The sequence below is a fragment of the Roseobacter weihaiensis genome (assembly GCF_020622345.1).
Lineage (GTDB): Bacteria > Pseudomonadota > Alphaproteobacteria > Rhodobacterales > Rhodobacteraceae > Roseobacter > Roseobacter weihaiensis.
This window is the reverse complement of the sequence record NZ_JACNMO010000024.1, coordinates 1-20,091: the sequence shown is the minus strand read 5'-3', so window position 1 is coordinate 20,091 and position 20,091 is coordinate 1. Positions and strand designations below refer to the sequence as shown.

Genomic DNA, 20,091 nt, shown 5'->3' with positions numbered 1-20,091 from the left:
TTTCCCGAGCAACGAAGGAGATAATGATGACTCGGACATTCGCAGCCATACTCGCAATGACATTTGCCGCAGCCCCCGCTTTTGCGCAGGGAGATGCCGTATCCGGTGACCCCGAAGCCGGTGAGCGGGTTTTCAATCGGTGCGCCGCCTGCCACATGGTGGTTGACGGTGACGGCAACACGCTGGCTGGCCGCAGTGGTCGCGTTGGGCCAAACCTTTACAATATCACCAACAAGGCAATGGGATCGGTCGAGGATTTTAACTACTCCGATCTTAGCATGGCCGCCAACTCACAGGACATCCGCATCACCGAAGAGACCTTCGCCGCCTACCTTGCAGACCCGACCGGCTGGCTCGAAGAGCAGACCGGCGAAGATGGCCGCAGCAACATGGCCAGACAGCGCGTGAGCGATGAGGACGCGGTCAATCTCTTTGCCTACCTCGCATCGCTGGCCTCCGCGCCCGACAGCTGAGCGCCCCGAGACATCCAAGATCGTGAACGCCGCTCCAGATCGGGGCGGCGTTTTACGTATCGGCAGCGGGCACAATCATGGCGCAGCGTCTGCCCCCCTACTCTCTTTCGTTGATCTGCTTGATGCTCTTCGGGATTAGCACCTCAGACTTTTGTGCGCGATAAACAGCTTGTCCGCGTGAGAGCCCCGCGATAGGCCACGGAAAAACGCATCCCCCTTCAGATCGCACGCAGGAGCCGCCCCATGGAGAAACGCAAGCTGACCTCTTTGTTCGAGATCACCGGATCGGTCTCCGCCATGGTCTACGCGGTGCTGATCGCCTCCAATACCGGCAATGAGATCGTCGGGTTTTCCCTGCTGCTGCTCTCGGCCAGCCTCTTTGCCGCCTGGGCGGTGATCGACCGGCGCTGGACCTTCCTGCTTTTGCAGGCCTTCTACGGCGGCTCTGCCATTCTCGGGCTGATCCGCTGGGGCTAGCCGCGGCTACACAACCACCCGCAGCTCGCTGATCTCCGCGTCGATCTCGCGCAGGGCCAGCAGCACGCGGCGTTCCAGGTGGGTCTGCACGTAAACCGCGTGGAACCGGGACGGCGCCCGCAGCGTCAGCCGCCCCCCTGCCCTCTCGGCCCGCTCCAGTGCCGCGAGCCACGCCGCGTAGCTCGCGGCATCCTCGGCGTGCAGCAGCGCCTGCGCCAGCGCCCATTCGGTGCCTGACGTGATATCGGGGGCCGGCACCGCGCCGCTCACCGGCAGGGCCACCACCTTCGCAGGGTCCGCGCCGCCCATGCGCAGCTCGAAATCAGAGCCTACAGCGGGCCATTGCGGCTCTGTGTCCCGCAGGATCTGGTCGATCCCCAGACCGTATTGCGTGACCCGGCCCCGCGCACCCTGCCGTCTGACCACCAGCCAGCCGCGCGCCCGCAACAGCGCCATCTCGCGTTTCACGGTACGTTCGTCCACGGACCAGAGCCGGGCAATCTCGCGCTGGCCCACGGCGAGCTCATCGCGGGCCCAATTGTATCTTGCTGTGATCAGGGTCATCAGACGGAGCGCGCGTCGCTGGTCAAACTTGTCCTGCGCCAATGCAAAAGCGCCAAGAGCCGTGAGCAGATCGTATTTACGCGCAGCCGCGCCACGGCCCACAGGTTTCGTGGAAAGCATAGGCTGCCTTTGCTGCAATGATGTCCGGCGCGGGATGTGCCGGTCGTGCCTCGGGAACGGGCTGATGGGTCAGCCTCTTTTTTTGGAGACGGGCGCTCATTTCCAACGCTATTCACCGTCCTGCCCTGATTTGCGTCCTAAACGGCGATTCTGTCAAGTCTGGAGTTCGAAGAAGCTTTGGTCCACGGCAAATCCTGATCCATTTCAAATCATGAAAACAGGTATATACGGTATTGGGGGACGCTCACGCTGTCCCCTATTCCGGCCCTTTTGTCCCCCAATAGGCTGGTGTGCCTGCAAGACTGTCCCCCATATCTGGGGGCGGCGCCAAGCTCTTTGGGTGTTCATGGGCCGAAATCTCCAGAATCGGGTCCTCTCCCTCTTTCGCCCGTCTTTGAGGGTCTGCGCGGCTCTGCGCTTTTTCCCGGGTGCAGGATATTCCCTTTTGCGTTTTTCTCCAAATCCGCGTAAATCTTGGAAAACCCGGAATTTGCGTCCCCGCAGGGACGAGGGTTCCGATACATGATCCGAGCAGAGACAGGCCCCCGATGTATACCCACAAAGATCTCGCCCAGCTTCAGGCGCAATCGCTCAAGATGCAGGGGTTCATTCGCCAGCAGACCTACAGCCCGCAGAATGAAAAGACCCTGCGCCGCTTCTCAAGCTGGGAGGTCGCCGAACTGATCTTCAAGGTCAACCAGTCCACCATGCGCGGGCGGCTCGCGGCAGACCCGAGCCTGCCCCAGGGCCAGGTCGAAGAAGACGGCCGACAACGCTGGTACACCCTCGATGAAATCAATGAATTGCGCCGACGCCTCAAGGTCAACCGCCGCTCGCTGATGCCCTATCGGCCGGCGGGCAAGCGGGCGATGCGCGCGGCGATTGCCAACTTCAAGGGGGGCGCCGGCAAATCCACCGTGGCGCTTCATTTCGCCCATGCCGCAGCCCTTGACGGCTACCGTGTGCTCTGCGTCGATTTTGACCCGCAGGCGACGCTCAGCCATTCGATGGGGCTCAGCGATGTGGCCGAGGAATACACCGTCTGGGGGATCATGGCCCGCGATCTCGCGGCGGAGACCACGCGGATGAACGCCGCCTCTCAGGGGGCCGAAAGCGGCGCCACCCTGCCCCGGCGCCGCCTGCCCAGTTCGATCACCGACATGGGGTTGGCCGACCTGCGCGTCTCGGATTTCATCAAACCGACGAACTGGCCAACCATCGACATCGTCCCCTCCTGCGCCAACGCGGCCTTTGTCGAATTTGCCTCCGCCCAGTACCGGCACATGAACCCCGAATGGTCCTTCTTTGCCGCCGTGTCGCGCTTTCTCGACCAGTTGCCGCCGGAGGCGTATGATTTGGTGATCTTTGATTGCCCGCCCGCCATCGGCTACCAGTCGATGAACGCGGTCTTTGCCGCCGACATGCTCTACATCCCGTCGGGTCCGGGCTATTGGGAGTATGATTCCACCACCTCCTTCATCGGCCAGCTCTCCGAGGCGCTGGAGGATCTCAGCCGGTTTTCCGGGCTTGTCCCCGCGGGGACAATGACGCTGCCCAAGGCGTTTCTCGACCTGCGCTTTCTGCTGACGCGGTTTGAGCCGAACAACGATCTGCACCGCGCGATGCAGCAGGCTTTCATCAAGGTCTGGGGCGATAGAGTGGCCGAACACCCGATCGAGATGACCCGCGCGGTGGAGCAGTCAGGCCGCTTTCTGTCGTCCATCTACGAGATCGACTACCGCGATATGACCCGCGAGACATGGCGCCGCGCGCGGGCGAGCTTCGATCAGGCCTACGACGAATTTCGCACCCATCTGGGGACGGCATGGGACAAACTGGAGGATGAGGCATGAGCAAACGCCGCGTATTCGACATCGATTTTGACGATAGCGCTGTCCCCGCGGGGACAGAAGAGGCGGCAGAGGCACGGCGGGGCCCGATGGCCGCGGCGATCACCGAGAATGCCGAGGCGCTTGGTGCCCGGCAGGCCGCGGAGGCCGCGATCCGCGCCGAGAACGACCGGCTGGCGCATGAATATGTGGCGCTCAAGAAAAATGGCCAAATCGTGGGGCTCATCGGTCTGGAGGAGATCAGGGCGGATAAGCTGATCCGCGACCGTGTGGTGGAGCGCGACCCGGAGCTCGAGGAGCTCAAGGCCTCGATCCAGGCGGTCGGCCTGTCTAACCCGATCCATGTGGAAGAAGTGGCAGACGGGTTCGAGCTGATCCAGGGCTTTCGCCGTCTGAGCGCCTACCGCGAACTCCTGGCCGAGACCGGAGAGGACAAATACGCGCGAATCCCGGCGACCCTGCAGGCGCGGGGCGCGCAGGTCGAACAACTCTACCGGCGCATGGTCGATGAAAACATGGTGCGGCGGGATATCTCCTTTGCCGAAATGGCGCAGCTTGCGATGTCTTACGGGGAGCGCACGGGCCAGACGATCGGGTACGGGGGCGACCCGGTGGATGTGCTCTTTGCCTCGGCAGGTCGGCAAAAGCGCAGCTACATCCGGCATTTTGCGCAGCTCTTGCGCACGCTTGGCGATACGCTGAAACACCCCGAGGCGATTCCACGTGCGACGGGTCTCAGCCTGGTGAAACTGATGGACACGCAGCCGCGGTTTGCCGGGCAGGTGCGCGGGCTCTTGCAGGGCCACCCGGATCGCGATGCCGCCACCGAGCTTGCGCTGCTGCGCGGGGCTGTGGCCAAGGGGGCCACCAAACCCAAGGCGGCCAAACCCCCTGCCCCGAAATCCTCAGCCCGCACAACGATCAAGCTCAACCGCCCCGAAGGCACCGCCCGCTGTACAGCGTCGGCCGGCAAATTCGAGGTCTTGCTGGATCAGGATTTCGGTGCCGTGGATCCGCGCAGGCTGGAGCTTGCGGCGCGCGCGTTTCTGGACGCGCTCAAGGATTAGCCGGTCAGAAAGTCGCGGATCAGTTCGGTGACTTCTTCCGGGGCTTCTTCATGGGCCAGATGCCCCAGGTGCGGCAGATGCACGACGGTTGCTTTTGGCAGGCGCGCTGCGGCTTTGTCGGACACAGAGGCCGGGACGACACCGTCCTGGTCGCCCGCGATGAACAGAGTTGTTGCATCCACATCCGGCAAATCTGCCACCAGGCCCTCCAGGGACCACTGTGCCATCATGATCAGGGCTGCATCCGCGTGATCGCGGTCTCCGATCAGGCGCTGGTAAAGAGACAGGCCCGCAAGGTCGATATCAGAGCCTGTGCTGCGTATCAGAGCCTCTATGCGCTGCGGCGTTCGAGAGGTTGACGCGAAAATCTGCGCGGTGAAGGGCACGGCGGAGAGCACCTTGGCGAGGGCGGGGAACAGCACCCCTGCGACCCCCTTGAAGGTGTCGAGGGCCGGGTTGATCCCGATGACCTTCGGCGGCTGTCCCTGCGGGGACAACAGAGCCTGAGACAGCCGCAGTGCCAACGCTCCTCCGGCGGAATGACCGATGAGGGCGCTGGGGTGCCAAGCTTCCTGATCGCAAAGTCCGATGATATCATTGGCCGTGGCCTCAAGGCCGGATCGGTGGCGGGCGCCCAACTGCGTGAATCCCTGGCCCGGCAGGTCCAGTGCAATCACGTGATAGTGCTGGCTCAGCAGCCGGATCAGATCGCGAAAGGAATGTGTGCTGCCGCCTGCACCATGCAGCAGCAACAGCGTGTCGCCGGTGCCGGTTTCCTGCACATGCCAGCGATGCGGGCGACAATAGATCTGACGGGAGAGATCGGCATGCGGCCAGTCGGGGGGTGGTGGCCAGCGCATGCCGCTACCCGTCGAGGGCTGCGCTGACAGCCCCTGTGAGCCGCTGCGCATCGGCCCGTGGCAGGGCCACGTAAGGCGCGTCAAGGCGCGCGGCGAGGCCTCTGAGCGCCTCCTGGGGCCGGTTTGACATGTCGATCACCAGGCTGGCGATCTTTTGCGCCCGCAGGAGTTGCGCCAACTGCTCTGCGTCGGCCTGTGCTGCCGCGCGGTCGGCGGATCCGTCCAGGGCGATATTCGCCCGCCCGTCGGTCAAGACCACCACCGTGGGGGTCAGCCCCTTGGCGCGGCTTTGCCGGGCGAGCAGCGCGGCTTGCTGCAGACCGGCGGCCAGCGGCGTGCCGCCCCCGCCGGGCAGGCTGGCCAGCCGTCGCTTGGTCTGCACCAGCGACCGGGTGGGCGGCAGCAGCAGCTCAGCCCCGTCGCCGCGAAAGGCGATGAGGGCCACATGGTCACGGGCGGCATAGGCCTGCGCCAGCAGCAATTCAACCGCGCCCTTGGCTTCGTTCAGGCGCGACATTGCCGCCGAGCCGGAAGCATCCACAGTAAAGATCAGCAGCCGGTCCGATTGGTCCTGATAGCGTTTCAGTCGGATGTCTGCGGGGCGGATATGCAGGCCAGTCCCGGCGGGGACGGCCTGTCGCCGCAAGGGTTGCCAGGGGGCCGCGGCGCGCAGGGTTGCCACCAGATCGATCCGGGCGCGGCCGTCCAGCCTGCCGGGCCGTGGGGGCAGGGGCCGTCCGCGCCGGTTGCCCTTGCGCTTTTGACCGGCCCCCATGCCGCTGGCGCTGCGGCTTGTCCCCGCGGGGACAAGGCCTGCCAGCAGATCGGGGGGCAGCAGCGCCTTGACGGCCTCCACCAGCATGTCGCCTTCGGGCAAGGAGAGCGCGTCGCTGTCGCCCGCGTCCTCATCTTGCGGGGTGTCCTCGGGCGGGGCAGGGGGGTCCTGCGGGCGCTCGGGTGTCTCCGGCACGCGGGTGGCGCGGTGCGGGAAGGTCAGCTCGGCGGCGGTGTTGAGGTCCTCTTGCGTGACCTCTTTGCGGCTCTGCAACGCGGCATGCGCCTTGGCCACGCGCAGCGCCAGCCAGGGCGCGCGCAGGCTGTCGATGCCGAACACAGCCGCCAGGGCCGTCAGCGTCTCGATATCTGCCGCTGTGGTGGTCACGGCGCGGGGGTCGCCGGGCACTGTCCCCACGGGGACAGCCTGTGTCGCGGGCCATCCCTCCGGCAGGCGGCCCGTGGGGTCGATGTGCAGGGCAAGCCTGTCCGCGAGGGCCGGGGGGGCGTGTTCATCCGGTTCCGCACCTTCGTCGAGGGCGACGATCAGATGGCCCGCATCCTTGTCGATTTCCCGCGCCAGCTTGGCCGCGAGATCCGGGCCACAGCGTTCTGCCATGATCAGGAATGCATGGCATTGCATGTGAAAAAATGATTTATTTTCAATGAGTTGAGATGATTCCAGCGTCGCGGCCAGGTCGAGGCCGCCAAACAGCTGATCGTCACTGATGGTGGGGTGGATCTTGCGCCAGGACAAACCCTCAAGCTGGGCGAGCACCGCGGCCCGCGCGGGGCCTGCGCGCATGCGGATCACGGCCCCGCCGAGCCCCGCGTTGTCCACCTTGAGCAGCCGGAGCGCCAGGGCGGCGCGGTCCCAGCTGCCGGTGTCATCGCTCACGCCAGAACCTCATCCACGATCCGGGCCACCCGTGCGCCGGAGCCTGCCTCGTCCAGCGGATCGCGGCGCAGGCGGTGCGACAGGGCAGAGGGGGCGATGGCGCGCAGATGGGCGCGGCTGAGCGTCCGGTCTCCCTGGTAGGCCGCCAGCGCGCGGGCGGTGCGCAGCAGCGTGAGCTCGCCGCGCAGCCCGTCCGAGCCAAGGGCGATGCAGAGTGCTGCGCAATCGGTCAGGATGTCCTCGGGCGTCTTGATCCTGGGCAGGCGTTTGCGCGCCTTGAGGATGGTGTCGCGGACCTTGGCATCCTCCGCCCCGTGATGGGTCATGAAGGCGTCAAAATCGCTCTCGAACGCATCGCGGCGCTTGATCACCTCGACCCGTTCGGCAACGTCATCGGGCGAGCGGACCTCGACCGACAGACCAAACCGATCAAGCAGCTGCGGGCGCAACTCGCCTTCTTCGGGGTTGCCGGAGCCGACCAGCACAAAGCGGGCGGCGTGGCGGATCGACAGCCCCTCGCGTTCCACCACGTTCTCGCCCGATTGGGCCACGTCCAGCAGCAGGTCGACGATGTGATCCTCCAGCAGGTTGACCTCGTCGATATAGAGATACCCTCGGTTGGCCCGCGCCAGCAGGCCTGGCTCAAACGCCTTTTCGCCGCGGGTGAGGGCGCGTTCGATGTCCAGCGCGCCGACGACACGGTCCTCGGTTGCCCCCAGCGGCAGATCGATCACGGGTGTGGGCCGCTTGACGCGTTTTTTCGAGCCTAACTCGGCCCAATCGGGGCATTCTGCCACCGTGGCCGCATTGACCGGGCAGCTCTCCACCATGGTGATGGGGGGCAGCAGCGCCGCCAGCGCGCGCACCGCGGTGGATTTGCCCGTGCCGCGGTCGCCAAAGACCAGAACCCCGCCGATGCCGGGGTCCACGGCGGTGAGGATCATCGCCTGTTTCATCTCGGTCTGGCCCACGATGGCGGAGAAAGGGAAGGGGGTCTTCATGCAGGGATATCCAATGTATTGAGGGGGCTGGTGCCGCCCCATGTGCCCGTGTCGCCCAGAATGGCAAAGCGGGCGTAAAGCTCTTCGGCGAACCAGTTGCCGTCGCGCACCGCGCGGATGGCCGCCGCGTGGGGGCCGTTTTCACGGGCAAAGGCGCCCATGCTGCGGGTGTCGGGCCAGATCGAAAACGTGACCTGATGCAGCAGCGGGACCTCGCCGATGCCGATCTTGAAGGCGACGTTGCGATCCGCGCCGATCATGCGGCTGATGTCGGGCACCCGGCCCCAGAATTTCAGGGCGACAGAGGGTTTCACCGTGGCGCGGGTCAGGGCGGCGAGGGGGCCGTCAAGGGCCCGGCCGGTGGCGCTGAAGGGCGCCCCGCCGGACCAGACGCCGCGCGCGCTGCTGGTCTCGAGAATGATGGTCCAGGTCTCGGTTGCCCTGGCGCGATAGGCCTGAAAAATCCCGGCGGTTTCGGTTTCTCTGCGGGCGGTGGCCTCGTCCGGCCAGGTCGCGAGGATGGCATAGACAGCGGTGTTGGGAATGGGGGTAAAGCCCTCTCCGGTGCCGGATCCGCAGAGCTTCCAAAAGCCGATTCCCGCCACTTTCGGCAGGGCAAATCGCGCGCGTCCCATCATCCACAGCGCCCAAAGACGCGTGGTTGGGCGCGAAAAGCGGAAAAAACTCAAGGTGACGATGGGTGTATGGGTCATTTGCGCGCGGCGTGGTTCTCAAGTGTAAATTTAGTCTGACACTAATTCCCGGCAAATGGAAGAACACAATTGTCAAGTGAACTAGACACATCTACTGTATCCCCATGATGACACGTGTTGATCCTATCGAATCTGTCGTGGCCGCCCAGGACGACGGGCGCCGCGCCATCGTCATCGGGGCCGGGCTCGGCGGATTGGCGGCGGCCATGCGTCTGGGGGCCAAGGGCTACCGGGTGACGGTGATCGACAAGCTGGACGTGCCCGGCGGGCGGGGCTCCGCCCTCTGGCAGGATGGCCACCGCTTTGATCTGGGGCCGACCATCGTGACGGTGCCGCAGCTTTACCGCGAGCTTTGGGCGGCCTGCGGGCGTGACTTTGATGCGGATGTGACGCTGCAGGCGCTTGATCCGTTCTACGAGATCCGCTGGCCGGATGGCACGAGGTTCGTGGCCCAGCAGGATACCGAAAAACTGCGGGCCGAGGTGGCAAAGCTGTCGCCCTCCGATGTCGCGGGCTTTGACAGGTTTCTGGAAGACAGTGCCAGGCGCTACTGGTTCGGGTTCGAGGATCTGGGCCGGCGGTCGATGCACAAGCTCTGGGATCTGGTCAAGGTGCTGCCGACCTTTGGCATGCTGCGGGCTGACAGGTCGGTCTATGCCCATGCGGCCAAACGGGTGAAAAACGAAAAGCTGCGCATGGCGCTCAGTTTTCATCCGCTCTTTATCGGCGGCGATCCGTTGCATGTGACGTCGATGTACATCCTGGTGGCCTACCTCGAAAAGGAATTCGGGGTGCATTACGCCATGGGTGGCCTCGCGGGTATGGCACAGGCGATGGCGCGGGTGATCGAGGATCAGGGCGGCACGCTGCTGATGAACACCGAAGCGGATGAGATCGTGGTGCGAAACGGCTCTGTCACGGGCGTAAAGCTGAAAAGCGGGCTGGAGATGGGGGCGGATGTCGTGGTTTCCAACGCGGACGCGGGCCATACCTACAGCCAGCTTTTGCGCCGCCACAAAAAGCGGCGCTGGACAGCGGCCAAGCTGAAACGGACCCGTTATTCGATGAGCCTCTTCGTCTGGTATTTCGGCACCAGGGGCACCCGCGATCAGTGGCAGGATGTGGGCCACCACACGATCCTGAACGGGTCGCGCTATACCGGGCTGCTCAAGGATATCTTCATCAAGGGCAAGCTCTGCGACGACATGAGCCTTTATGTGCATCGCCCGTCGGTGACCGACCCCAGCGTCGCGCCCGAGGGGGATGATACCTTCTATGTCCTCAGCCCGGTGCCGCATCTGGGGCATGACAACGGGGTCGATTGGGCGGCGGAGGAACCGAAATACAAGGCCAGGATGCTCAAGGTGCTGGAGGATCAGCTGCTGCCCGGTCTGGGCGACAGGATCAGCAGCGAGGTGGTCTTTACGCCCGAGACCTTCCGGGACCGCTATCTCAGCCCTCATGGCGCGGGGTTTTCCATCGAGCCGCGCATCCTGCAAAGCGCGTGGTTCCGGCCGCATAACGTCTCCGAAGAGGCCAGGGGGCTCTATCTGGTGGGGGCCGGCACGCATCCCGGTGCCGGGGTGCCGGGGGTAATCTCCACCGCCGAAGTGCTGAGCACGCTGGTGCCCGATGCGGTGGCGGTCAAATGATTGCGGCGGCGGACCTGGAGCATTGCCGCGAGGCCATCCGTCATGGGTCCTTGTCGTTTCATGCCGCGTCAAAGCTTTTGCCCGCCTCGGTGCGGGACCCGGCGCTGGCGCTTTATGCGTTTTGCCGGTTGGCCGATGACGAGGTCGATCTGAAAAAGGACAAGGTCGCTTCCGTGCTGCGGCTGCGCGACCGGCTTGATCTGGTCTACGCGGGGCGGCCCAAGGCGGCACCCACGGACCGGGCCTTTGCGGCCATGGTCGATCAGTTCGAGATGCCGCGCGCGCTGCCGGATGCCTTGCTCGAAGGGCTGGCCTGGGATGCCGAGGAGCGTCGGTATCAGACCCTGTCGGGGGTCAAGGATTACGCGGCCCGTGTGGCCGCTGCCGTGGGCGCGATGATGTGCGTGCTGATGCGGGTGCGCGATGCCGATGCGTTGGCGCGGGCCTGCGATCTGGGCGTCGCCATGCAGCTGACGAACATCGCCCGCGATGTGGGCGAAGACGCATTGGAGGGACGGATTTACCTGCCGCTCGACTGGCTGGAGGCGGCGGGGATCGACCCGGAGGCCTTTCTGGCGGATCCCAAACCCACAAAGGCCCTGCGCGGTCTTGTCAAGCGGTTGGTGATGGAGTCCAACCGGCTCTACATGCGGTCCGAGGCCGGTGTCGGGGCCTTGCCGCTTGGCTGCCGTCCGGGGATTTACGGCGCGCGGTTCATCTATGCGGGCATTGGCAGGCAACTCACTGCGATGGGCTATGATTCCATCACCGCACGGGCCCGCACGGGCACGTGGCAAAAACTGGGCTGGCTGGGACAATCCATGCTGCTGAGTGCGGCGGGCATGATGATGCCCACCTCTCCGGTGCTTTATGCAAGACCGCAGCCGGAAGTGCAGTTTCTGATCGATGCGACGGCCCGAGGGGCGCCGCAAAGCACACGCAGTGATACGCTGATTTCGGTGCTGGCGACGCTGGAGGCACGGCGACAGGCCCAACGCGCCGAGTTGACAGGGCAGAGCGTTCGGCCTACGTGACTGCCATGTTCTGGCTTTTATTCTGCATCTTCTTCGCCGCCTGCCTTGGCGCGGGCGTCACCGGCGGGTTGTTTCAGCCGGGGCCTTGGTATCGCCAGTTGAACAAGCCATGGTTCACGCCGCCCGATTGGGTCTTTCCGGTGACATGGATGGTGCTCTATATCTGTATCGCGATGGCCGGTGCGCGGGCTGCGATGGCCGAAAACAACGGGATCGCGCTGGCCTTCTGGGCGTTGCAGATCGCGTTCAACGGGCTCTGGACGCCGGTGTTTTTCGGCCTCAAGAACATCCGCATGGGGATGGCCGTCGTCACGTTTCTATGGCTCGCGGTGTTCAGCGCCATGCTGGCGCTCTGGCAGGTGGACCGGATCGCGGGACTGCTGTTTTTCCCCTATCTGGTCTGGGTGACCATCGCTGCCGCGCTCAATGCGTCGGTCTGGCGGTTGAACCCGGATGTGGCCCGCAACCCGCCGGAGATGGCGCAGTAGCCTCAGCGCCAGCCTTTGCGGCGGGGCACCCGCAGGGCCAGCATCGGTTTGAGCAGCGCAGAGCGGAACCGCCTTAGATCCAGCGCTTCATGCACGCCGGTTGTGACCTCGCCTGCCAGCTTGGTTTCCACTGCTGAGCGCGTGTAGAAAGGCGCATCGAGCATCTGCATCACCTGCCGGGGGCGAAAGCCTGCGTCGGCGCGGGTTTCACGCTTCACGGCCCAGAGGCTGCGGCGCAGGGCGGTTTTTTGCGGCAACGGTATCTGTTGCACCTGCCCCGAGGGGTCAAAGGCAAACCCGGCGGAAAGTTCCGACCCGTCAAGCCGCGTGGCGTCATAGAAACAGGTGGCCCCTGTGGAGGTGGGGAAGCGGCCCCAGGTCCAGTAGCTGAAGTCTTCCTCCAGCGCGCGGGTGCCGAAGTTGGCGTCAAAATAGCCCTCGCCCTGCCACTGCCAGCCAGGCCGGTCGATGTTGACGCTGATCCGGGATGTGGGGGCAAAGGGGCGCCAGATGTGGGCCCCGTCCGGCGTCAGCGGCAGCTCCACCGATGTGATCGCGGAAGGGGTTACGCGAATCTCCCCCCGGATGCGGCTGATGAGCGGCAGGCTGGAAATCTCATCGATCTCGATCACCAGATCGGCCCCGTCCCAGCGCATCATCGAGGGGCCAACCTCAAGCCGTGACGCGGTCTGGCGCAGGGCGGATTGCCCGCGATCGGTCATGGTGAATCGCCCGCTGGGCCCGTAGGTCGCCACGTTGATGCAGACATGATCCTGCGGGCATTTGCGGCCCGACCAGCGGTACCAGGGCGAAAAGACCGAGCCGATAAACCCGATGACGGAGACCGCCCGCGTGCCGCAGGCGCTCAGCCCGTCGACATACCACCAGGCGTAGCCGTTGGGGCCGACATCGATGTTGAAGTTTGGGCGCGCAAGATCGCCTCTGCCGCGTGCCGGGCGGAGAGCGTCGCCATCGGCACCCCCGCGCCCGGATGCGTCCCACCGCCTGCCAGCCAGAGCCCCTTGATCGGGGTCTGGGCCGTTGGACGGCGCAGCGCTGCGGTCAGCCCGTGCGGGGTCTGGCCGTAAAGCGCGCCCAGCGTCTGGGGAAACAGGCTTGCGAAGTGTTGCGGTGTCGTCATCGTCGAGGCCGGGGGCGTTGGCGTGAAGGCCAAGCCCATATCCGCTATCTTCTGCATGATCTGATGATGCCATTGGTCGAGGTCCTTCGGGGGAGTTTCAGTCTCTGTTGCGGGCGCGTTCGAGATCATCTCGAAGCGTTCAAGCGGCGGGGGGGCGGTGGTCTGGCCCCGGTCTTCGGCGCAGAGATAGAGGGTCGGGTCCGGCGGCAGTCGCCCCGCTGCGAGGTCGCGGAATTCGCGGTCAGGGTCGGCGCCGAAAAACACGTTGTGGTGGGTCAGATCGACCCCCTGAGGCGTTGCGGCAAAACTGTGCACGCGGGCGGAGAAGGATCGGGGCAGGCTACGCGTTTGCGGGGCCACGACTTTCAGCGCGGCCCCCATGCTGCCTGTCGCCAGGGCGCGCGGATCCCCGGCATAGAGGATCGCATCCGCCTCCAGTGTGGTCTCGCCGATTGTCACGCCGGTCGCGCGCCCGCCCGTGACGCGGATTTCATCCACATGGGCCCGGTGTCGGATCTCCACGCCGGCCTTCTGGGCGAGCTTGGCCATCGCCTCGGCCAGTTTGTGCATGCCGCCTTTGACCACCCAGACGCCTGCGGCCTCGGCCTGCCAGATCAGCGACAGGATCGCCGGGCTGAGATGCGGCGCGCCGCCCACATAGGTCGCGTAACGACCGAAAAGCTGTGCCAGCCGCGGGTCACTGAACTGCCTTGCCAGAGACTGATTCAGGGTCGAAAGCGGGGCCATGGCCCGGATCAGGCGCGGTTGTCTCAGCACATAGGGCACCAGTGCGCCCAGACGGGGGGCAGGGGCCTGCATCATCGGTATGTCGAAAGCCTTGAACAGTGTTGCTGTGCGGGCATGAAAGCGGGCGAAGTCATCGGCGGCCTGCGGCCCTGCAAAATCGGCAATGGCGGCCCGGCTGGCCTCTGCATCGGCGTGCAGATCCAGACGGCTGCCATCCGGCCAGAAATGGCGCGCCAGAATGCCTTGCGGAATCAGCGTGACATGATCGTCCAGCTGCGCGCCCGCCGCGGCAAAAAGCTCGTCAAAGACGTGCCGCAGGGTCAGCACGGTCGGGCCTGCGTCCACAGGCCCGGCGGCACTGGGCAGGGTTCTGATCTTGCCGCCTGCGTGCGCGTGCCGTTCCAGCAGCGTGACCTGCATCCCGCCACGGGCCAGCCGCAGTGCCGCGGCCAGCCCGGCAACGCCCGCGCCGATCACAATGGCGCGCGGGCGGTCCGGAACAAGGGGTGCTGTGGAAACATGCATAGGGGATTGTTGACTCAACGCGGCAAACTGTCCAGTATGATTTACACTTTAGTGTCGCAAATTCTTGACACACCCCTGCTGAAAGGACCTTCGCATGGGCATGAATACCCGAATTGAAACCGCAATCGCACAGTCCGTCGCTGTGGGGCAGGGGCGTGGCGCTGTGCCGCCGCGTTTGTCGTCCGCCCTCGGCTATGCGACCTCTCCGGGCGGCGCGCGGATCCGGCCGACGATTCTCACCTCCGTGGCGATGGCCTGCGGCGATGACCGGCCCCGGCTCACCGATGCGGCCGCTGCGGCGCTGGAGATGATCCACTGCGCGAGCCTCGTGCATGACGATCTGCCCTGCTTTGACGATGCGGATATGCGGCGGGGCAAGCCATCGGTGCACAAAGCCTATTCCGAGCCCTTGGCGGTGCTGACCGGCGACAGTCTGATCGTTCTGGCCTTCGAGACCCTGGCCCGTCAATCGGGCCTTGCCCCGGAGCGGGTCGCCCAGCTTATCATCATCCTGTCGCAGCGCACCGGCATGCCGGGCGGGATCTGCGCAGGCCAGGGCTGGGAGAGTGAAGCCGAGATCGACCTCTCCGCCTATCATCAGGCCAAGACCGGCGCGCTCTTCATTGCGGCCACGCAGATGGGCGCGGTTGCGGCGGGGCAGGAGGCCGAGCCCTGGTTCGAGCTTGGCGCGCGCATCGGCGAGGCTTTTCAGGTGGCCGACGATCTGCGCGACGCACTCTATGATGCGGAGACGCTGGGCAAGCCTGCGGGTCAGGATGATCTGCACGGGCGGCCCAATGCGGTGACCTTGCTGGGCGTGCAGGGGGCGATCTCAAGGCTCAAGGACATTCTGGGCGGGGCGATCGCCTCGATCCCGTCGTGCCCGGGTGAGGCGCAGCTGGCCGAGATGGTGCGCAAATATGCAGAGCGGCTGACACCGGTCGCGCCCCATGTCTCGGCCGCGCGCAGCAATGTCTGACACCGCACATGACCTGACGGGTCCCGGCCTGCCGGATTGGCGGGGGGGCTGGCTGAACCGGTTGGTGGCCCGCCCCGCGTTTCAAAGCTGGGCGAGCCGGTTTCCCCTCACGCGCCGCCGGGCACGCCGGGATGGGGCGGCGCTTTTCGAGATCGTGCAGGGATTCGTGCAAAGTCAGGTGCTGATGGCCGTGGTGGAACTGGACCTGTTGCGCCGGTTGCGCGGCGGGCCGCAAACGGCCCAAGGGCTAGGCCGGGCGACAGGCATTGCCGCGGACCGGATGGCGGTGCTCCTGCAGGCGGCCGCGGCACTGGATCTGGTAAAGCGCAAACGCCGGGGCGGATATGCCTTGGCCCGCAAGGGCGCCGCGCTGATGGGTGTGCCGGGGCTGGAGGCCATGATCCGCCATCACAAGGCGTTCTACGCGGACCTCTCGGATCCGGTGGCGCTGCTGCGCGGGCCTGAGCGCACCGAGCTGTCGGAGTTCTGGCCCTATGTTTTTGGCGCGCGCGGCGATGTCGACCCGGAGGCCGCGCGGCGCTATTCCGACCTCATGGCGCAAAGCCAGTTGCTGGTCGCCCAAGACACATTGCGCGCCGTCTCTTTCAGAGAGACCAAGCGGCTGATGGATATCGGCGGCGGTACCGGCGCGTTTCTCGAAGCGGTCGGGACGGCGCATGCCGGCCCGGAGCTGGTGCTCTTTGACCTGCCGCAGGTCACACCGGGGGCCACCGCCCGTTTCGAAGCAGCCGGTCTGATGGATCGCGTCACCATCCAGCCCGGATCGTTCCGGGATGATCCGCTGCCCCGGGGTGCCGATACGATATCGCTGGTCCGTGTGCTCTACGATCATCAGGACCAGACCGTTGCCGCCCTTTTGGCGTCGGTCTTTGCAGCCCTGCCCGAGGGCGGACGGCTTGTGATCTCGGAACCCATGGGCGGCGGGGCCAAGCCGGACAGGGCCGGGGACATCTATTTTGCCTTCTACACCATGGCCATGCAGACCGGCCGGACCCGATCCGCGCAGGAGATTGCGCGCCTCTGCGCCGAGGCCGGCTTTACCGATATCAACTGTCCGCAGCCTGCCCGGAATTACGTCACACGGGTGGTCACCGCGCAAAAGCCAAAACTGTCAGATTAAATGTGTCAATTATAGTTGACACAAAATGATGTAAGTTTAAACTGACAGGTAACGAAGCCAGAATCTGTGAGTCTTTGACCCCGTTCAAAAGACCCCGGATTGAGACAGGAGCCACGCCCTTGGACACCACCGCCGTTCTTCTGAAAGGTCCCAAAGACCTCGACGTTGACACCCTGATGCTTAAGGCACCGGGGGAGGGCGATCTGGTTGTGGACATTGAACATTCCGGGATTTCGACCGGAACCGAGAAGCTGTTCTGGTCTGGTGAGATGCCACCCTTCCCCGGCATGGGATACCCGCTGGTGCCCGGCTATGAGGCGGTGGGCGAAATTGTCGAAGCACCGCTGTCGACCGGCTTCAAGGTGGGCGAGCGTGTCTTTGTTCCCGGGGCCAACTGCTACGACGGGGCCTTCGGGCTTTTTGGCGGGGCGGCGTCGCGTGTGGTTACAGCGCCAGACCGGGTGACCCGGATCGACGCCGGTCATGGCGCCAGCGGCGCTTTGCTGGCGCTGGCCGCGACCGCGCGCCATGCGATGGCCGGGCTGAACAAATCCGTCCCGGACCTGATTGTGGGGCACGGTGTTCTGGGCCGCTTGCTGGCGCGTCTGACAATTGCCGCAGGTGCGCCTGCGCCCATGGTCTGGGAAATCGATGCAAGCCGCCGTCAGGGGGCTGCGGGCTATCAGGTGATCGCGCCCGAGGATGATCCGTGCCGCGACTACATGTCGGTCTATGATGCATCCGGTTCGGTTGAGGTGCTCAACGATCTGGTGGGGCGTCTGGGCAAGGGCGGTGAAATCGTGCTGGCCGGATTCTACACCACGCCGATCAGTTTCGCCTTTCCGCCCGCCTTTATGAAAGAGGCGCGGTTCCGGGTTGCAGCGGAATGGACGCATGATGATCTGGCCGCCACGCGGGCGCTGGTCGAAGCCGGGCTGCTGAGCCTGGACGATCTGATAACGCATCAGGCAGGCCACCAGAATGCGCGGCAGGCCTACATCCAGGCTTTCACCGATCCCGACTGCCTGAAAATGATTCTGAACTGGAAGGACGCCGTGTGAAAGACGAAGTTCCAAACCTCAAAGATTTCGACAAGCGCCTGCGCGATGAAGCTGCGGCGGAGCCCTCGCTGGAAGTGCCGCAGGGTGCGCCCACCTCCAAGACCCAGATCATTGCGATCTATGGCAAGGGGGGGATCGGCAAATCCTTTACGTTGGCCAACCTCAGCCACATGATGGCCGAGCAGGGCAAGCGCGTATTGCTGATCGGCTGTGATCCGAAATCCGATACCACCTCGCTGCTCTTTGGCGGCAAGGCCTGCCCGACGATCATCGAGACCTCGACCCGCAAGAAGCTTGCAGGCGAAGAGGTCAAGATCGGAGATGTGTGTTTCAAGCGCGGCGGCGTCTTTGCCATGGAGCTTGGGGGGCCCGAGGTGGGGCGTGGCTGTGGGGGCCGGGGCATCATTCATGGCTTCGAGCTTTTGGAAAAGCTTGGCTTCCATGACTGGGACTTTGACTATGTGCTGCTGGATTTCCTCGGCGATGTGGTCTGTGGCGGCTTTGGTCTGCCGATTGCGCGGGACATGGCGCAAAAGGTGATCTTGGTGGCCTCCAACGATCTGCAGTCCCTCTATGTGGCCAACAATGTCTGCTCGGCGGTGGAGTATTTCCGCAAGCTGGGGGGCAACGTGGGGGTCGCAGGGCTGGTCATCAACAAGGATGACGGCAGCGGTGAGGCGGCAGCCTTTGCGCAAGCCGTCGATATCCCGATCCTCGCCTCGATCCCGCAGGACGACGATCTGCGCAAGAAATCCGCGAATTACCAGATCGTCGGCACCGCAAAATCCCAATGGGGCAGTCTTTTTGCAGAGCTGGGCGATAACGTTGCCGTGGCTCCACCGGTACGCCCCGCGCCGTTGGATCAAGATGGTTTGCTCGGGCTTTTCGATGCGTCGGAAACCGGGGGCGATTTCGTGCTGGAGCCTGCAACTGACATGGATATGCGGGGCAAGAACGCAGCGCCGCAGCCCTCGCTGGAGGTGGTTTATGACGACGCATGAGCGATCCGAGAAGACCCGTCAGGCGCGGGCCCGCGGCCTGTGGATGGGTCAGCAGTCCATGGCGATCTACGAGGCCAGCCAGGACATCATCGCAAAGTCCATCCAGTTGATGGATGACGTGAGCAGGCTCACCCCGACGTACAAGGCAAGCGTGGAATGAAGAAAGAAGTCACATATGATGACGCCGCCGACGTGGAGGTGATCAAAGGTCATCCGCATGGTGATGTGTCGCGTGTGGCTGATGCAGCTCTTGGAAGCGCACCCGCCGATGCGATGGGCTGTCACTCCGGTGCCGATATGGCGCAGGCCGCGCGCGATGCGGGCCAGTCGGAGCTGTTGGATAAATTCCGGGCGGATTACCCGATGGGTCCGCACGATCAGCCGCAGAGCATGTGCCCGGCCTTTGGCTCCCTGCGGGTGGGTCTGCGGATGAAGCGGGTGGCCACGGTGCTCAGCGGCTCGGCCTGCTGTGTTTACGGGCTCACTTTCGTGTCGCATTTCTACGGCGCGCGGCGGTCTGTCGGCTATGTGCCGTTCAATTCCGAGACCCTGGTGACAGGCAAGCTTTTCGAGGACATCCGCGAGAGCGTGCATGAACTCGCCGATCCGGATCGCTATGACGCGATTGTCGTGACGAACCTTTGTGTGCCGACGGCCAGCGGGGTGCCGCTGCGTCTGCTGCCAAAGGAAATCAATGGTGTCCGGATCGTCGGGATCGACGTTCCCGGATTTGGGGTTCCCACACATGCAGAGGCCAAAGACGTTCTGGCCGGTGCCATGCTGAACTATGCCCGCGCCGAAGCGATGGCGGGGCCGGTGGCAGCACCCGTGGGTGGGAAGTCTACAAGGCCAACGGTGGCGATGCTGGGAGAGATGTTCCCCGCTGATCCGATGATGATCGGTCAGATGCTCGCCCCCATGGGCCTTGCAGCAGGACCGGTACTTCCTTGTCGGGAGTGGCGCGAGCTTTACGCAGCACTCGATTGTGCCGTGGTGGCCGCGATCCATCCATTCTACGTGGATACGGTCCGTGAATTCAAAGCCGCGGGGCGTCCCGTGGTAGGTTCCGCACCTGTCGGATATGACGGCACGGCGGACTGGTTGAAAACCATTGGCGAGACGCATGGTGTGTCCGCAGATGACATTGCAGCCGCGCAGAATGCAGCCCTGCCCGCGATCCGCGCCGCCTTGGCGGCCACACCCATCAACGGCACGATCACCCTGTCGGGCTATGAAGGCTCCGAGTTGCTGGTGGCGCGTCTGCTGATCGAAAGCGGCGCGAATGTGCCTTACGTGGGCACGGCCTGCGCCAATTCGCCCTGGTCCGCCGAGGATGCCGCCTGGCTGGAGGCCAAGGGCACAAGGGTCAAGTACCGTGCCTCGCTCGAGGACGATTGCGCGGCGATGGAAGCGATCCAGCCGGACCTCGCCATCGGCACGACGCCCGTGGTGCAGAAAGCCAAGGAGCTGGGCATTCCCGGTCTCTACTTCACCAATCTGATTTCCGCGCGGCCCCTGATGGGGG

The 20,091-nt window shown here is 64.6% G+C and carries 20 protein-coding genes; 13 read left to right on the top strand and 7 right to left on the bottom strand.

Annotated features, from left to right (window positions below):
• Nucleotides 1–26: 26 nt before the first annotated feature.
• Both H7847_RS20545 and H7847_RS20540 read left to right on the top strand, forming a co-directional pair.
• On the top strand, nucleotides 27–473 hold the full coding sequence (locus tag H7847_RS20545) for a c-type cytochrome (RefSeq protein ID WP_227271362.1): 447 nt from the start codon (nucleotides 27–29) through the stop codon (nucleotides 471–473).
• A gap of 243 nt (nucleotides 474–716) precedes the next feature.
• Nucleotides 717–950: a hypothetical protein gene (locus H7847_RS20540; protein ID WP_227271361.1), complete on the top strand. Its 234-nt coding sequence runs from the start codon at nucleotides 717–719 to the stop codon at nucleotides 948–950.
• A gap of 6 nt (nucleotides 951–956) precedes the next feature.
• On the opposite strand, the gene H7847_RS20535 is transcribed toward H7847_RS20540, so the two are convergent.
• Nucleotides 957–1,634 (bottom strand): hypothetical protein, encoded by a 678-nt coding sequence (locus H7847_RS20535; protein ID WP_227271360.1) that lies wholly within the window; start codon nucleotides 1,632–1,634, stop codon nucleotides 957–959.
• A 548-nt stretch (nucleotides 1,635–2,182) separates the two neighbouring features.
• Here H7847_RS20535 and H7847_RS20530 point away from each other — a divergent pair.
• Together H7847_RS20530 and H7847_RS20525 are read left to right on the top strand one after the other, a co-directional pair.
• Nucleotides 2,183–3,487, top strand: a complete 1,305-nt coding sequence (locus H7847_RS20530; RefSeq protein ID WP_227271359.1) for an AAA family ATPase — start codon at nucleotides 2,183–2,185, stop codon at nucleotides 3,485–3,487.
• Nucleotides 3,484–4,551 carry a ParB/RepB/Spo0J family partition protein gene (locus H7847_RS20525; RefSeq protein ID WP_227271358.1) on the top strand — a complete coding sequence of 356 codons (1,068 nt, stop codon included), beginning with the start codon at nucleotides 3,484–3,486 and terminating at the stop codon, nucleotides 4,549–4,551. The genes H7847_RS20530 and H7847_RS20525 overlap by 4 nt, the downstream gene beginning before the upstream one ends.
• Here H7847_RS20525 and bchO read toward each other — a convergent pair.
• The 4 genes from bchO to crtA are packed head-to-tail and all read right to left on the bottom strand — an operon-like array spanning nucleotide 4,548 to nucleotide 8,797.
• The gene (gene bchO, locus H7847_RS20520) at nucleotides 4,548–5,411 is read right to left on the bottom strand and encodes an alpha/beta fold hydrolase BchO (RefSeq protein WP_227271357.1); all 864 of its coding nucleotides are present in this window, start codon (nucleotides 5,409–5,411) and stop codon (nucleotides 4,548–4,550) included. The two genes, H7847_RS20525 and bchO, sit on opposite strands and share 4 nt — an antisense overlap.
• 4 nt (nucleotides 5,412–5,415) lie before the next feature.
• Nucleotides 5,416–7,083 (bottom strand): magnesium chelatase subunit D, encoded by a 1,668-nt coding sequence (locus tag H7847_RS20515; protein ID WP_227271356.1) that lies wholly within the window; start codon nucleotides 7,081–7,083, stop codon nucleotides 5,416–5,418.
• Nucleotides 7,080–8,084, bottom strand: a complete 1,005-nt coding sequence (gene bchI / locus H7847_RS20510; RefSeq protein ID WP_227271355.1) for a magnesium chelatase ATPase subunit I — start codon at nucleotides 8,082–8,084, stop codon at nucleotides 7,080–7,082. The genes H7847_RS20515 and bchI overlap by 4 nt, the downstream gene beginning before the upstream one ends.
• Entirely contained in the window at nucleotides 8,081–8,797 is a 717-nt protein-coding gene (gene crtA, locus H7847_RS20505; RefSeq protein ID WP_227271354.1) for a spheroidene monooxygenase, read from the bottom strand. The genes bchI and crtA overlap by 4 nt, the downstream gene beginning before the upstream one ends.
• A 104-nt stretch (nucleotides 8,798–8,901) precedes the next feature.
• On the opposite strand from crtA, the gene H7847_RS20500 reads away from it, so the two are divergent.
• The 3 genes from H7847_RS20500 to tspO are packed head-to-tail and all read left to right on the top strand — an operon-like array spanning nucleotide 8,902 to nucleotide 11,971.
• The gene (locus tag H7847_RS20500) at nucleotides 8,902–10,449 is read left to right on the top strand and encodes a phytoene desaturase (RefSeq protein ID WP_227271353.1); all 1,548 of its coding nucleotides are present in this window, start codon (nucleotides 8,902–8,904) and stop codon (nucleotides 10,447–10,449) included.
• Nucleotides 10,446–11,483 carry a 15-cis-phytoene synthase gene (gene crtB, locus H7847_RS20495; RefSeq protein WP_227271352.1) on the top strand — a complete coding sequence of 346 codons (1,038 nt, stop codon included), beginning with the start codon at nucleotides 10,446–10,448 and terminating at the stop codon, nucleotides 11,481–11,483. Before H7847_RS20500 ends, crtB begins: the two co-directional genes overlap by 4 nt.
• A gap of 5 nt (nucleotides 11,484–11,488) precedes the next feature.
• A complete protein-coding gene (tspO, locus tag H7847_RS20490; protein ID WP_227271351.1) occupies nucleotides 11,489–11,971 on the top strand; it encodes a tryptophan-rich sensory protein TspO in 483 nt (160 codons plus the stop codon).
• 2 nt (nucleotides 11,972–11,973) lie between these two features.
• Here tspO and crtC read toward each other — a convergent pair whose 3' ends face one another.
• Together crtC and crtD are read right to left on the bottom strand one after the other, a co-directional pair.
• On the bottom strand, nucleotides 11,974–12,840 hold the full coding sequence (gene crtC, locus H7847_RS20485; RefSeq protein ID WP_227271421.1) for a carotenoid 1,2-hydratase: 867 nt from the start codon (nucleotides 12,838–12,840) through the stop codon (nucleotides 11,974–11,976).
• On the bottom strand, nucleotides 12,837–14,384 hold the full coding sequence (gene crtD, locus H7847_RS20480; protein WP_227271350.1) for a 1-hydroxycarotenoid 3,4-desaturase CrtD: 1,548 nt from the start codon (nucleotides 14,382–14,384) through the stop codon (nucleotides 12,837–12,839). The genes crtC and crtD overlap by 4 nt, the downstream gene beginning before the upstream one ends.
• A gap of 94 nt (nucleotides 14,385–14,478) precedes the next feature.
• On the opposite strand from crtD, the gene H7847_RS20475 reads away from it, so the two are divergent.
• The 6 genes from H7847_RS20475 to bchY all read left to right on the top strand — a co-directional run.
• Nucleotides 14,479–15,363: a polyprenyl synthetase family protein gene (locus H7847_RS20475; RefSeq protein ID WP_227271349.1), complete on the top strand. Its 885-nt coding sequence runs from the start codon at nucleotides 14,479–14,481 to the stop codon at nucleotides 15,361–15,363.
• Entirely contained in the window at nucleotides 15,356–16,504 is a 1,149-nt protein-coding gene (locus tag H7847_RS20470; RefSeq protein WP_227271348.1) for a methyltransferase, read from the top strand. The genes H7847_RS20475 and H7847_RS20470 overlap by 8 nt, the downstream gene beginning before the upstream one ends.
• Nucleotides 16,505–16,623: 119 nt before the next feature.
• Entirely contained in the window at nucleotides 16,624–17,565 is a 942-nt protein-coding gene (gene bchC, locus H7847_RS20465; protein WP_227271347.1) for a chlorophyll synthesis pathway protein BchC, read from the top strand.
• Entirely contained in the window at nucleotides 17,562–18,566 is a 1,005-nt protein-coding gene (locus H7847_RS20460) for a chlorophyllide a reductase iron protein subunit X (protein WP_227271346.1), read from the top strand. Before bchC ends, H7847_RS20460 begins: the two co-directional genes overlap by 4 nt.
• Complete coding sequence (locus H7847_RS20455) at nucleotides 18,553–18,726, top strand: hypothetical protein (RefSeq protein ID WP_227271345.1); 174 nt, start codon at nucleotides 18,553–18,555, stop codon at nucleotides 18,724–18,726. Before H7847_RS20460 ends, H7847_RS20455 begins: the two co-directional genes overlap by 14 nt.
• A partial coding sequence (gene bchY / locus H7847_RS20450; protein ID WP_227271344.1) for a chlorophyllide a reductase subunit Y occupies nucleotides 18,723–20,091 on the top strand: 1,369 nt, incomplete at its 3' end. The genes H7847_RS20455 and bchY, both read left to right, overlap by 4 nt.